This window comes from Vibrio sp. 661 (genome assembly GCF_033339315.1).
Lineage (GTDB): Bacteria > Pseudomonadota > Gammaproteobacteria > Enterobacterales > Vibrionaceae > Vibrio > Vibrio alginolyticus.
Window position 1 is genome coordinate 1 of the sequence record NZ_JAWOUJ010000004.1, and the last position, 14,694, is coordinate 14,694.

Annotated in this window: 11 protein-coding genes; 3 read left to right on the forward strand and 8 right to left on the reverse strand. The window is 44.2% G+C overall.

Features of this window, described 5'->3' with window-relative positions; genetic code table 11:
- The first annotated feature begins 88 nt into the window (after window positions 1–88).
- A complete protein-coding gene (locus R7P69_RS10125; protein WP_318121575.1) occupies window positions 89–571 on the forward strand; it encodes a GntR family transcriptional regulator in 483 nt (160 codons plus the stop codon).
- 55 nt (window positions 572–626) lie between these two features.
- Here R7P69_RS10125 and R7P69_RS10130 read toward each other — a convergent pair whose 3' ends face one another.
- The 8 genes from R7P69_RS10130 to R7P69_RS10165 form a co-directional block, all read right to left on the reverse strand.
- Complete coding sequence (locus R7P69_RS10130) at window positions 627–2,507, reverse strand: diguanylate cyclase (RefSeq protein WP_149192005.1); 1,881 nt, start codon at window positions 2,505–2,507, stop codon at window positions 627–629.
- A 110-nt stretch (window positions 2,508–2,617) separates the two neighbouring features.
- Entirely contained in the window at window positions 2,618–3,112 is a 495-nt protein-coding gene (gene ilvN / locus R7P69_RS10135; RefSeq protein WP_005379697.1) for an acetolactate synthase small subunit, read from the reverse strand.
- Between the two features lies 1 nt (window position 3,113).
- Window positions 3,114–4,838: an acetolactate synthase 3 large subunit gene (locus R7P69_RS10140; protein WP_005379695.1), complete on the reverse strand. Its 1,725-nt coding sequence runs from the start codon at window positions 4,836–4,838 to the stop codon at window positions 3,114–3,116.
- A 449-nt stretch (window positions 4,839–5,287) separates the two neighbouring features.
- Window positions 5,288–7,096, reverse strand: coding sequence for an AMP-dependent synthetase/ligase (locus R7P69_RS10145; RefSeq protein WP_005383062.1), 1,809 nt, complete (start codon window positions 7,094–7,096; stop codon window positions 5,288–5,290).
- Window positions 7,097–7,389: 293 nt separating this feature from the next.
- Window positions 7,390–8,349: a LysR family transcriptional regulator CalR gene (gene calR, locus R7P69_RS10150; protein WP_005379693.1), complete on the reverse strand. Its 960-nt coding sequence runs from the start codon at window positions 8,347–8,349 to the stop codon at window positions 7,390–7,392.
- Window positions 8,350–8,904: 555 nt separating this feature from the next.
- Entirely contained in the window at window positions 8,905–9,951 is a 1,047-nt protein-coding gene (locus R7P69_RS10155) for an MJ1255/VC2487 family glycosyltransferase (protein ID WP_042522415.1), read from the reverse strand.
- Window positions 9,952–9,954: 3 nt separating this feature from the next.
- A complete protein-coding gene (locus tag R7P69_RS10160; protein WP_042522417.1) occupies window positions 9,955–10,503 on the reverse strand; it encodes a phosphatase PAP2 family protein in 549 nt (182 codons plus the stop codon).
- Window positions 10,504–10,655: 152 nt separating this feature from the next.
- Entirely contained in the window at window positions 10,656–11,453 is a 798-nt protein-coding gene (locus R7P69_RS10165; protein ID WP_033906036.1) for an SH3 domain-containing protein, read from the reverse strand.
- Window positions 11,454–11,972: 519 nt separating this feature from the next.
- Here R7P69_RS10165 and leuA point away from each other — a divergent pair.
- A complete protein-coding gene (gene leuA, locus R7P69_RS10170) occupies window positions 11,973–13,520 on the forward strand; it encodes a 2-isopropylmalate synthase (RefSeq protein WP_005379685.1) in 1,548 nt (515 codons plus the stop codon).
- Between the two features lie 82 nt (window positions 13,521–13,602).
- Window positions 13,603–14,694 (forward strand): 3-isopropylmalate dehydrogenase, encoded by a 1,092-nt coding sequence (gene leuB / locus R7P69_RS10175; RefSeq protein WP_005383068.1) that lies wholly within the window; start codon window positions 13,603–13,605, stop codon window positions 14,692–14,694.

Sequence of the window (14,694 nt, forward strand, 5' to 3'; positions counted from 1 at the left end):
CTACAGTGAGTTTAAAAGCGAGGGAGTAATCGCGCTGAGTTCTTTTAGTTGTTGATTTCATAACACTCTCCAATTTTGGGGGTGGAAAGTGTCAACCTTATTTAGGACGGCACAGTTACATGACTTGTACGAAAGCCTGCAAATGGTCTCCGCATGCTTACTCAGTAAGGCAATTACGATTGGCGATGAAAAATGGGAACTGGATGTACTAACTGCTTATCACAAGTTATCCCGAGTAAAACCTGGCGAAAGCTTTTGTTGGAGGGAATGGGAAGAGCGCCAAAATCAGTTTCTTACTGCACTGTTTGAAGGTGCTGGCTCTGTCAATATGTTTGGTTTTTTCTGCGATCTACTCACGCAAATTAAACGCTACCAATACTTCGCGATGCAGATTTTAGGCACAGGGAACCCTGGGCACTGTAATCTCGATGAGCAAGAAATACTGATGAAGGCATCACTAGACAAAAAGAGTCAGGATGCTTTAGGTTATCTAGAGCGTTATTTGAGACAGTCAATACAGTGTATCGAAGCCGCCATCGATAACCAATGTCGCATACTGGCTAGCGAATAACGCTGAGACTGAAAAAGCGGGGGTCTATCCCCGTTTTTTCGTTTTTGTAAAAGCACTAAGCAATATCATCATAACTATGACATAGCGATACGCAGTTACGCCCTGCACTTTTTGACTCATACAAAGCAATATCAGCACATTTATACGTTCTTGTACGATCAGAGGTTAAATCACTATACCCAGCACTTACAGTAATGCCTCTATCACTACGCATTTGAACCGCGACACGTAGCCTGTTCAATACAATTTCAGCCTCTTCTAGTGTTGTATGCGGCATAATCACTGCAAATTCCTCACCACCGACACGAGATACAAAATCTGTGCTGCGGACTTCTTCTAGGAGGGTTTCTGCGACACTACAAATCACCTTGTCTCCTTCGTCGTGGCCAAGCTCGTCATTAATACGCTTAAAATGGTCAATATCAAACAACGCCAAACAAGCAGGAGGGCTATCAGGATAGCGTTCAATAATCCCCGCATATTGCGCCAATTGCTCTTCAAATTTTCGGCGGTTCCACAACCCCGTCAAGCCATCTTTTTCGCTTAGGTTTCGTAATTTTTCTTCTAACTCTTTTTGCCCAGAGATATCCACCAGCGACGTAATGTAATAACTCACTTTACCTGATTTGGTTAAATTCGCCTGAATACGCATTATTGCGGTAAAGACTTGATTAAACTTAGTTCGACAACGAATCTCCCCTTCCCATACGTGTTCACTCTTCAATGCTTTCCAGATACTCAGGTTTGCTTCGAGATCTTCAGGTAAGAGAATTAAATGATGTGCACTCCAACCTTGGGCATGCTTGGTTGAGTAACCCATCATATTTTCAAACTCTTGATTAACCATGATGATTCTATGTGAAGCATCCGAGATCATCACCGCAGTCATACCATCAAGAGCAGCTCGAGCCAACTTCGATTCCATACTATGACGCCGATAATGCAGAGCAAGGGCTGCCGTCGGCAAAGTGAAGCCGAGCACCAAACTTAAAACAAAAAACGCTTCTTGGATTAAGTCATCAATATCCCTCTGAGCTCGGGATAATAACTGCTCATTGGTAAGATCAATAACCAGATGAAGAGGTTCGCTAGAAACAAACTGGATGGTGCGATACGCGACCAAATTCGAACCATTGTAAGCATAGCCCGAATCTTTTGAATTTAAACTACGCCAAATGTTTGGGTACATCCGGCCAAAATTAAATTGAGAGCGAGCGGGAATTATATGGCCATACAAACGAGCTGATTTAGGGCTATCAATGTAAAATCCGTCACTCTTAATCAGCTCAATATGGAAATCAAGCACTGACGAATAGTTGAGTCGAGAGGATAAATAGTCAATATCAACATTAAGCACAAGATACCCTTCGCGCTTTCCGTTAAGCGAAATAGGCATCAAAATACGCAGTGACGGGCTATAGGGATAGACTAACTCGCCATACTCTCGTTCTAAACCTATCCCCCACGAAGCGATTTCGCCATCGTCTAAGTTCTTAGCGAATTGAAAGTAATCTCGCTCTGACTTATTTTGCAATTTGATCGCGGGCAACGCAGCGCCTGTTTCAATCTCATAATTAATCCTCACTTTTTCTCGACCAGAAACATCAAGAAAGCGAATTTGCTTATACAACTTTTGATTGATTGCGACCGAGATCCACATGTCTTCTAAGATGGAACGGTTCACCCGGTTAGGTTGGCGCAGATATTCATACAGACTTTGGCTGTGACCAAGTAGGTCACTGATCGTTTCGATTTGATCCTGAATATTGCTGTATTCACGGCCAGTATAGGCCAATTGATGTAACGCTTCTTGAGCGGTGTTCTCAACATTGTTTTCTAACAACGTCAGATATTTCTGATAGTAGTAAGCGGCAGTGAGTGCACTAAAAAATAGTGCTGTCGCCAATAAGGTGCCGACTCGCTTAGGTACTTTCACACGTCTAATGCCTATCATGCTTACTAAAACGACAATTATATCATTAATTGTTATTTTCTAAACAAAAAAGCCACTTAGATTAAGTGGCTTTTCTATATGCAATCAGAGAGTTAAGGTTTGAGGGCTCGCTCTCCTCGCGCAATGCCAACGACACCACTACGAGCAACTTCGACAACTTCGGTCACTTCGGATATCGCTTGAATGAAGGCATCTAGCTTTTCACTCGTACCCGCAAGTTGTACGGTGTATTGGGAAGCCGTGACATCCACGATCTGGCCACGGAAGATGTCTGCCGTCCGCTTCACTTCTGCTCGCGCAAAACCACTGGCTTTCACTTTCACCATCATCAGTTCACGCTCAATGTGCTCATACTCGGTGACTTCTTGTACTTTCAGCACATCGATCAGTTTGTGTAACTGCTTCTGAATTTGTTCCAACTGCATCTCATCAGATGTCGTGGTAATGTTCATTCGCGACAGGGTTTCATCATCAGTCGGTGATACCGTCAAAGATTCAATGTTATAACCACGTTGAGAGAACAAACCAACAACACGAGACAACGCACCCGGTTGGTTTTCCAATAGCAATGAAATAATGTGTCTCATATTAAGTTCTCTCCGTTTTGCTTAGCCACATTTTATCCATACCCTCACCTTTGATTTGCATCGGGTATACGTGTTCGGTTTCGTCTACGTTGATGTCCACAAACACCAGACGATCTTTCATATCCAACGCTTTTTGTAGCCCTTCTTCGAGCTGATCAGGCGTTTCGATACGAATACCGACGTGACCATAAGCTTCTGCAATCGCTGCAAAGTCAGGAACAGAACTCATGTAAGAATTAGAGTGACGGCCTTGATAAATAATGTCTTGCCACTGTTTTACCATGCCTAAGAATCGGTTGTTCAGGTTGATGATCTTCACTGGAATGTCGTATTGCATGGCTGTCGACAATTCTTGAATATTCATCTGAATACTGCCGTCACCAGTCACAACCACGACCTCTTCTTGTGGCATGGCAAACTTCACGCCCATGCCAGCCGGAAGACCAAATCCCATGGTGCCAAGACCACCAGAGTTTATCCAACGGCGCGGCTTATTGAATGGGTAGTACAGCGCCGCAAACATCTGATGCTGGCCCACATCAGACGCTACATATGCGTCGCCATTAGTTAGCTTGTGCAGCGTTTCAATTACTTGCTGTGGCTTGATTCGTTCTGGAGACGTTTCATAAGACAAGCAGTTGCGGTCACGCCATACTTGAATGTCATCCCACCATGCAGTGATAGCATCTTGATCATTTCCACTACCTTGCTCTGCAAGCAGCCCGAGCATGGTTGTCAACACTTTTTCCGCAGAACCTACGATCGGCAAATCCACTTTCACGTTTTTCGAGATCGATGACGGATCGATATCAATATGCATCACTTTTGCGTTTGGGCAGTACTTTTCAAGGTTGTTGGTTGTACGGTCATCAAAACGCACACCGATACCAAAAATAAGATCCGCTTCATGCATTGCCATATTAGCTTCGTAAGTGCCGTGCATACCCAACATTCCCAGTGAGTTTTTATGTGTACCCGGGAATGCCCCCAAGCCCATCAAAGTACTCACAACGGGTAGGTTCAGTTTGTCGGAAAGCTCTAAAATATGTTCATGAGCGCCAGAAATCACTGCACCACCACCGATATAAAGCACTGGTTTTTTCGCTTCTAATAGCGATTTAAGCGCTTTTTTAATCTGGCCTTTATGGCCCGAAGTTGTCGGCTTGTAAGAACGCATTGAAAGCGTTTCTGGATATTGATAAGGCAGTTTGATTTGCGGGTTCATCACATCTTTTGGCAAATCAATCACAACTGGACCAGGTCGACCCGTAGTCGCAATATAAAACGCTTTTTTGATTGTTTCAGGAATATCTTCCGCTTTTTTTACTAAAAAGCTGTGTTTGACCACTGGGCGGGAGACACCGACGATGTCACACTCTTGGAAAGCATCATTACCAATTAGGCTATTCGGTACGTTACCCGAGATAACGATCATTGGGATAGAGTCCATATATGCTGTTGCAATACCCGTAATGGTATTGGTCGCGCCCGGCCCCGAGCACACAAGTACGACACCCGGTTTACCGGTAGCTCGAGCGTAACCATCTGCCATATGAGTGGCGGCTTGCTCATGCCTTACAAGTACGTGTTTGATTTGATCGGTTTTGGCATGCAGTGCATCGTAGATATCCAAAACAGAGCCACCTGGGTAGCCAAAGATCTGCTCTACGTGCTCTTCTATCAGAGATTGAACCACCATCTCTGCGCCTGACAACATTGCTGTCATAATTGCTCTCCTTAGCCAGTTTCCTCACCGTAAGGTCAACGGATTGGTCTGGTTTTACATAGTCTAGGTCTTATTCGTAGCCTAATCGAAATACTTCCACGTTTTCGGCTATGTCTTGCGTTCGTCATAACATCCCGCAAGGTTACCCAACAAATGTAACGTTTTATTATCAAAGGGTCTAATGAGAGATTGGTCTACTTTTTAAACAAGATACTAGTAATTAGAATGTTAGTAGGAATAGCAGCCACACATCTCCTATTTCACAGTACAACCTAAAAAATTAACGCTTAAAAAAAGAACATTATTTCATAAGCTTTTAGCTACAGGGTGCTAAATAGCGTTATTTGACGAGCAGAACAGAAAAAATCAATACAAACAAAAATCCCCAGCAATGCGCGATCACATCACTGGGGATTTTTTCATCAATATAAAATCTAAGTCAGCTTAAGTTACTTTTTATCCGACTTTTCCTTATACATTTCTTCAATTTCATCTTGGTATTTGTCATTGATGACTTTACGACGAAGTTTTTGAGTTGGCGTTAACTCACCATCATCCATAGAGAAAGCTCTTGGTAACAGTTTAAACTTCTTCACTTGTTCAAACTTTGCCAACTCTTTTTGAAGATCGTTCACACGCTTCTCAAGCATTTCGACCACCTGGTGGTGCTTAATCAACTCAACGCGATCGTGATATTTGATATTCAGCTCTTTCGCGTACTCTTCTAGCGAGTCATAACAAGGCACGATAAGCGCAGAAACAAACTTACGAGTATCCGCAATGACTGCGATTTGCTCGATAAAGTGGTCTTTACCAATCGCACCTTCAATCATTTGTGGAGCGATGTATTTACCACCTGAAGTTTTCATCAACTCTTTGATACGATCGGTGATGAACAAATTGCCATTTTCATCAATGTAACCAGCGTCGCCCGTTTTTAGGAAACCGTGCTCATCAAAGGTCTTTTCCGTCTCTTCTGGCATTTTGTAATAGCCACGCATCACCATTGGACCACGAACCAGAATCTCGTTGTTTTCGCCGATCTTAACCTGTGCGCCAGGCATCGACATACCAATAGAGTCGGGGTTAAAACATTTATCATCCCAACACGATACTGTCGCAGTGGTTTCAGTCATGCCGTAGCCCAACTTAACGTTGATACCAATCGCATGGAAGAATCGACCGATGGTTTCATCCAACTTTGCACCGCCACAAGGCATAAAGTTGATTTGCCCGCCAAGTAGCGCACGCAGTTTGCTCAGAACCAACTTATCCGCCAAAGCGTATGACTTACGCAGCAAGAGCGATGGCTGACGTTTTTCTTGATGACAAGCGGCCATTTTTGCGCCCATGTTGACTGCCCAAGTAAACATGATCTTACGGTGAATCGGCGCGCGAGACACTTTCTCGTGAATCGCAGAGAAGATCTTCTCATAGAAACGCGGTACGGCACACATCACGGTAGGTCGCACCTGGCTCAGTGCATCACGTACTTGCATGGTGTCTTGCAAATAGCAGTTGGTCGCCCCTTTGTACAATACATAAAAGGTCCAAGCGCGCTCAAATACGTGTGACAACGGAAGGAAACATAATGACACGTCACTTTGAGAAAGGCTCAAGCGCTGATCGTGCCCTTCCAATTGCGCCGCAATGTTTGCGTAGTCCAACATAACGCCTTTTGGCTGGCCTGTTGTACCCGAGGTGTAGATCAGCGTGAGTAGATCATCTTCTTTTGCCTGATCTAAACGCGCGTCCAATTCAACTTGATATATAGCGTCGCCTTTGGCAACAAATGCTTGCCAAGAGATAACGAAATCATGATCGCCAAGTTCTATATCATCAGACATCGCAACAATGAGCTCTAACTGTTCGCACTGGTCGAAAATGCTCACTGCTGCATCAAATTGAGGCTGTTCACCAACAAACAGAACTTTTACGTCTGCATTGTTAATGATGTACGCCGACTGGGCGGCAGTATTGGTTGGGTAAATAGGTACTGTCACGCTGCGTAATTGCAGAGCTGCGATATCAGCGATCGTCCATTGCGGCATGTTGTTCGAGAAAATGCCGATCTTATCTTGGACTCCTAATCCCTGAGCCAAAAGTGCAAGTGATAAAGCATCAACTTGCTGACCAAATTGCGTCCACGTAATACCTTGCCACTCCTCACCCACTTTATGCTTGAGTGCAACGCGTGTACCACCGTTCGCAATTTGTTCACGAATACGTTTAACGATATGAAAATCTAACTTGGCCATTCTTTTACTTACCTTTTGGCTTACAGGCGTAAGCTAATTGAGCGAACAAGTGTACTCACGGCTTGCTAAAACGCAACTGACCAGTATCAAACTTATCACTAATAAGAGACAACTATCACTTATACGTCGCGAACGTACCTCAAATTGCTGAATGATTACTCTATTTAACTTACTGTTTCGATTGTTGATTACGAAAACAAAAAGCCCCGAGAGACAAAAATCGCTCGGGGACCAATGAATTGTAAAAATTGATGATTACCAATATGGTCTAATCGAGAAGACCAAACGTCATCTTATTTTGCGGCAACGACTTCACCACAAGTGATCATCAGTTGATCGCGTAGCCAAATGTGGCCTTTATCTTTTTCACTTGATTCATGCCAGCTTAAGAAGCCGCTGATTTCTTTGTTTGCAAATGGGAAATCAAGAATTTGCAGTTGATCGCTGTTTACCGCATTTTCCGCCATCCAACGTGGTGCAATAGTCACAAGCTCAGATTGACCCACCACGTATAGTAGGTTGCTTAAACTAGAACCTTCATACGCCGCTTGGCAATCCAGTTCACGGTACGCTTGCTCTGAGAAACTACGTTGGCCATGCACTTTCGATAACTTCGCATGCTTTTCGTTAAGCAGTTGCTCAGCCGTCACACCACCTTGAATGCGTGGGTGGGTTTTTGATGCGATAACCACTAATTCATCTTTGAAGATTTCAGTACTTGAGAAACCTTGCTCATCAAAACGAGCGTAGTCGATCACGAAATCAATTTCTTGGTAGCGCATACGCTCAGACAACAAACGGTCAAATTCTGCATCTAGGTGAAGCTGAACGTTTGGTGCTTGTTGATTCACTTTTGCCATGATCTTCGGAGCAAAACGCATGTCACAAGGGCTGCAAATCGCAAGCTTGAATAAGCGAGTCGAGGATTCTGGTTGGAATACAGAGCTAGGAAGTTCATTGCGAATCAGCTGTAGTGCTTGGCGAATAGGGCCAAACAGTTGACGAGCTCGTTGCGTAGGCTGAATACCACGGCCTTGGCGCATGAATAGCTCGTCGTTAAACATCACTTTTAAGCGTGCCACGGCGTTACTTACTGCCGGTTGAGACATGCCTAGGTTATGTGCTGCACGAGTAATATTTTGCTCTTGCATTACAGCATCAAATACAGTCAGTAGGTTTAAATCTACACCACGCAAAGTGCTTTCCATACGGTAGCTAGCAATTGCGCTCATCGCGTCTTTCTTCTCTAACATTGAGTGCGCCTCTTTTGTAATCGTCAACTTTGTTCATTAAATTCATAACGAATAGAATCCCATCTCGCACAAAAGACGGCGGCTGGATTCGAATCATTTTACGAATAGATAACCTAACTTTTTATTATATTTATCGTCCGGATACTTCCGGCTCGAACTGTACTATCAACTAATCGATTGCGGTTTCGCAACTAGATTGATATTTAATCAGTAAATTTTAGCCAATTAGGTATTTATTCGTTAAATAACAAAAGCTTGATAAAAACATAAAAAACTATAAAACACGTAAAAATGCATTCTTTGAGGACGTATTTAGCAAATTGATAGGACAGGCGGTCAACACAAGCATGCATTTAGCTCAGTTATTAGTTGAAATAAGAACAACAGATGACAGCTATATCTCTGATTGAATTTTGCACTTATCAGTCAAATTATCAGCAAATACACACTGAATAGAAATTAGAGAGGAAGAATAAAAATGCAGCCTTCCAAACAGAAAGGCTGCAACAAAATCGTGTCAAAAATGGAAGGAACAATGTACTTAGAACAACGTACTTAAATGTTCGACACGTAACTTGGAAAATCAACCTGCTCCCACAGTTGTCTGGATAACTCTGCTTTTGAATCCCATGCACCTTGCAGTACCCAATGAACAATAGCCTGAGCAACATCTGGGTATTTCACACTTTCGGCTTGTTGCTCCTTTAGCCACTGGCGTACTGCGGAAATGTCTAAGCTCTCCATCGACATCGCAAGCCCTAAATCTTCTAAGGTCGCAACATTGCTCTGCTGCTCGAATTGACCCGCGAGTGGCTTTAGTAACAATTTTTTCCCCAAAGACAAGGCTTCTGAAGGAAGCTCAAACCCACCATTAGCAATGACACCACTACAGCGATGCAAATGATGCTGGAAGTTGCTGTGGCATAAAGGGCGCAGTTCTATGTTTTCTACCAGCTCACATTCGATCACATCCGGGTGATAACAGATAAACGCTTGTTGATTAAAGTGGAACAATAAGTCTGAGATATCTTCAATCGATTCGAACGGTAGATACACCAACACGAAGTCGTCGTTTTCTGCTTGGCTATCGACGGTATGCACTATCGGTGGTAACAAAGGTTGATCAAAATGATGCCAATGCAAACCAAGGTGATGTTGAGAAGGCGCAAAGTATTCAATGACGGATTTATCTAACCAACTTGCTCCCTTTAGTGGCACCGGATAACGGAAAGCATTTTGGTGGCTGATACCAATAGAAGGCTTATTTTGTTGTCTCGCTGCCCACGCAGTCACAGGTTCGAAATCATTAATGATAAGATCGTAGGACGACAGATCGAGTTGCTTAACTTCTTTGAAAAACTGCACCAAATTGTTATTCAATGCTGTTTTCGCGTAGTTTACAGAGCCTTTTTCGGTAATAAAGGTGAAGCCTCGGCGAGTCTGGTAATCGCCAAATGCTTCCATTGAAAAGTATTTTTCCGGCGCTCGCCCAGAAAACAAAAAGTCGACCTCAACATCGTGCTCTTTAAACGCATGACTCATCGCCCTTGCGCGTGCAATATGTCCGTTTCCTGTCCCTTGAACACCGTACAAGATTTTCATCAATTAGCCTCCCAACATCGCAATCGCTAATCCACCACAAAGACTGCCAAGCAGTGCACCAATGATGACATCAGTAAAAAAGTGCACACCCAATAAGATTCGCGCGGTTCCGATTAAACTTGCCCAAAAGAATGCAGCAACGCCTAGGCTCGGATAGAAATGATCAATCAGCGTCGCCATGACAAACGCAGCGGCAGTGTGTCCTGAAGGAAGACTATAGCGATCAGAGGGAGTAATAAAAGCAGGAAGGAGTGCACTAAACTCTTCAGGGCGACGACGCTTAAAACTATTTTTCAGCGTCCAATAAATTGGTAGCTCGATAGCAAAAGCAAGTAAACCCGCCAGTAAAAACCAGACTCCTTGCTCCTTATCTAAATACCAAGCTAATAAACCCAACACCAAGTAAAGATGCCCGTCACCACTGTGGGAGACTCCTTTGCTGATATTGGCGACTTGTTGATTAAAACGGTGCTTAAGACAAACACTAGAGAGCGCTAAATCAAACTTAGCAATGGTTGCAATTGGCTGTGTAATTGTCTCTATGGTTCGCATGTGACCTTTCCTTACTTTGACAACGCCTTTGTGTGAAAAGTAGGAGGTTTAGGTGACAACAGCATGACGGGAGTTTGGACAATTAATGACAAAGGCCAAATTAAAGTGTGCCCAACAATTTATCTATTGGGCATAACCATAAAAATAGAACATTAAGAAGGGTTTGATAGTTGCGGTTGAGGGGTGTCTATATACCAGACTTTTCTCTTCTTGCGGCAGGCGCGCAAAGAGCCCGTCGTCATGTCGCCATCTTTTGTAAGCTCATAGCTCAGTGAGCGGCAAGTATAGTTTCCCGACAGTTCATGCTCTATACTCGTTTGCTCCGTTTTACTCGAGTTAGGCTCTAGTAAAGGGTTAGGCTGTGTAGATAAAATGTCACGATTTATCACATTGCTGCGCGCATAATCCTTATGGACATAACCTTTTATCACTCCTTTCTGTTCAACGAGAAACCAAGGTTGATCAACCACTTTTGCTAGCACATTAAAGACTTCCCCTTTCGATAATACGCCAAGCTTTTCCCCTTCAAGACTCGGTTTGGAGCGTAGGTTTAATGTGGTCTTAGAGCGGTAAGAGACATCCATAAACTCTACTGGGTTTGAGGTATCGACACCTTCAGTGGTTGGTCGGAAAACTTCCGCTTGCTGTTTCTCACTAGGCTGGACACGGATCTTCCACCAAGAATACGTTTCCGGATCTTTACCTTTAAACTTATTTCGGCTGTCAGACTCAAGGGCAACAAGCATCTGATTCAAGAACGATTCGCGTCCTTCATTACTCAAAAATCGATCCATTTGATCATTGATGACCACGACGCTCTGTGAGTGATCATTCATAACAACGGGGGAAGCCACTTCCACATAGGTCTGCGATTGAAACAGCTGACAACCCGACAAGCTGACCAGAGTAAATACTATGGCTGAACGTCCAAATTGTTTTGTTAACCTCATTCTTTCCCTAACCCTTATATTTCTTTTACCTAGTGCAACTGCACTACTATAAATGGTCATTCAAAACTTTTGCCAAACAATTCGGACCTTTGTGTGACAAGTCGCAATCCCGATGCTTGTTTTGGTAATGAAACGTCGCAAACTTGATGAGAACTTACTTCTTCTAGCACGTTTCTATCGCATCATGTCGTTTCACTTAGTGCATCATTTTTTTCAAGCAAACGAAAAGACTCATCCGATATGAATAAAAAATCGACTTTAGGGTTGACGCGCTTCATGGAGTGCGGTACTAATTTGTTAACTTAATTATGTGGAAAGCTTAACAACTATGTCAGCTCATTTTTCTATCCTGCTTAGCCTCCTCCTGATCGTGACCAGTTCGCGCGGGTAGGCTGTGGAAGAAAAATAACCACACCAATTTCTAAGAACCCGCATGAGAATGCGGGTTTTTTTATATCTAAATACTGGAAGTAAACGATTCACTTGCGCGAAAGTGCGGAAATCAGGAAGGAAGCAAACATGAACGATCAGGTCATTATATTCGACACCACATTGCGTGATGGCGAGCAAGCGTTGTCAGCAAGCTTGACGGTTAAAGAAAAACTGCAGATTGCCTATGCGCTGGAAAGACTCGGCGTTGATGTTATCGAAGCTGGCTTCCCAATCTCTTCACCAGGTGATTTCGAGTCTGTACAAACCATCGCAAAAAACATAAAAAACAGTCGAGTTTGTGCCCTTTCGCGTGCCGTTGCGAAAGACATTGATGCTGCCGCTGAAGCCTTAAAAGTGGCCGACCAATTCCGTATCCACACGTTTTTAGCCACTTCCACCATTCACGTAGAAGACAAACTACGCCGCAGCTACGACGATGTACTAGAAATGGCAGTCAACGCCGTTAAACATGCACGTAACTACACTGATGATGTCGAGTTTTCTTGTGAAGATGCTGGTCGTACTCCAATCGACAACCTATGTCGCATGGTAGAAGCCGCCATCAATGCAGGTGCGAGTACAATCAACATTCCAGATACCGTTGGCTACACCGTACCAAGTGAGTTTGGTGGGATTATTGAAACTCTATTTAACCGCGTTCCGAACATTGATAAAGCGATCATCTCCGTTCACTGTCACGACGATTTGGGGATGTCAGTTGCCAACTCTATTGCCGCCGTTCAAGCTGGCGCACGTCAGATAGAAGGCACGATCAATGGCATTGGAGAGCGAGCGGGTAACTGTTCACTTGAAGAGATCGCAATGATCATCAAGACTCGTCAAGAGTTTTTGGGCGTTCACACTGGCATTAAGCATGATGAAATTCACCGCACCAGTAAGTTGGTTAGCCAGCTATGCAATATGCCTATTCAAAGCAACAAAGCAATTGTGGGTGCAAATGCGTTTAGCCACTCTTCAGGCATCCACCAAGATGGCATGTTGAAGAATAAGAATACCTACGAAATCATGACCCCTGAGTCTATTGGCCTAAAAAACCAAGCTCTGAACCTAACCAGCCGCAGCGGTCGCGCTGCCGTGAAGAGCCATATGGATACCATGGGTTACAACGAAGACGAGTACAACCTAGACGCGCTGTATGCGGATTTCTTGAAACTTGCTGATCGCAAAGGCCAAGTGTTCGATTACGACCTAGAAGCCCTAATGCACTTCTCGAACTTGCGTGAAGAAGATGACTTCTACAAATTGAGCTACCTAAGCGTGCAGTCTGGCAGCGTAATGGCTACCACCAGCATCAAAATGCAATGCGGTGATGAAGAAATGTGTGAAGCAGCGGTCGGTAATGGCCCAGTTGATGCGCTATACCAATGTATCTACCGCGTGACAGGCTACGACATCGTTCTGGATAAATTCGACCTAACCGCGAAAGGTGAAGGTGAAGATGGTTTGGGTCAAGCAGACATCATTGCCAACTACAAAGGTCGCAAATACCACGGTACGGGTGTTTCCACCGACATCGTTGAGGCTTCCGGCCAAGCATTATTGCACGTTATTAACAGCATTCATCGTGCAGATAAAATCGAAGAAATGAAGCAGAAAAAGATTGCGACTGTGTAATAACAACCGGGCTACACGGCTCAGGAAAGAACACGCTCGTTGAAATAATTAAGCTCAAAATTAGAAAACTTAAAGGATTAACATGACAGACAAATCGTACAAAATTGCCGTCCTACCCGGTGACGGCATTGGCCCGGAAGTAATGGCGCAGGCACATAAAGTATTGGATGCAATCGAAAAGAAACATGGTATTGCGTTTGAGCGTGACGAGCATGATGTCGGTGGTATCGCGATCGACAATCACGGTTGTCCACTTCCGGAGAGCACAATAAAAGCATGTGAAGAGTCTGATGCAGTCTTATTCGGCTCGGTTGGCGGCCCTAAGTGGGAGCACTTACCACCAAATGACCAACCTGAACGCGGTGCCCTACTGCCACTACGCAAACACTTCCAACTGTTCTGTAACTTACGTCCAGCGCAAATTCACTCAGGTCTTGAAGCTTTCTCACCGCTACGTGCAGACATCTCGGGTCGCGGCTTTGACATCGTGGTAGTCCGTGAACTGACGGGTGGTATCTACTTCGGCCAACCGAAAGGTCGTGAAGGTGAAGGCGCAACAGAAAAAGCATTTGATACTGAGGTGTACCACCGCTTTGAGATCGAACGTATTGCAAAAATCGCTTTTGAGTCTGCTCGTCTACGTCGCAAGAAAGTGTGCTCTATCGACAAAGCGAACGTTCTACAAAGCTCTATCTTATGGCGTGAAGTAGTCGAAGAAATCGCAAAAGACTACCCAGATGTCGAGTTGTCACATATGTACATTGATAACGCGACTATGCAGCTTATCAAAGACCCTGCTCAGTTCGACGTAATGCTATGTTCAAACATCTTCGGCGACATCATTTCTGATGAGTGCGCGATGATCACTGGCTCTATGGGTATGTTGCCTTCAGCGAGCTTAAACGAAAGCAAATTCGGTCTGTACGAGCCAGCAGGCGGCAGTGCACCAGATATCGCAGGTAAGAACATCGCTAACCCAGTGGCACAAATCCTATCTGCTGCACTGATGTTGCGTTACAGCCTAGGTGAAGAAACGGCGGCACAAGACATCGAAACGGCCGTTTCAAAAGCACTATCCGCGGGTGAGCTAACAGGCGACCTTGCTGGTGACAACCCAGCTCTTTCGACGTCTGAGATGGGCGATAAGATCGCTGAGTACATCTTAAACTCTTAA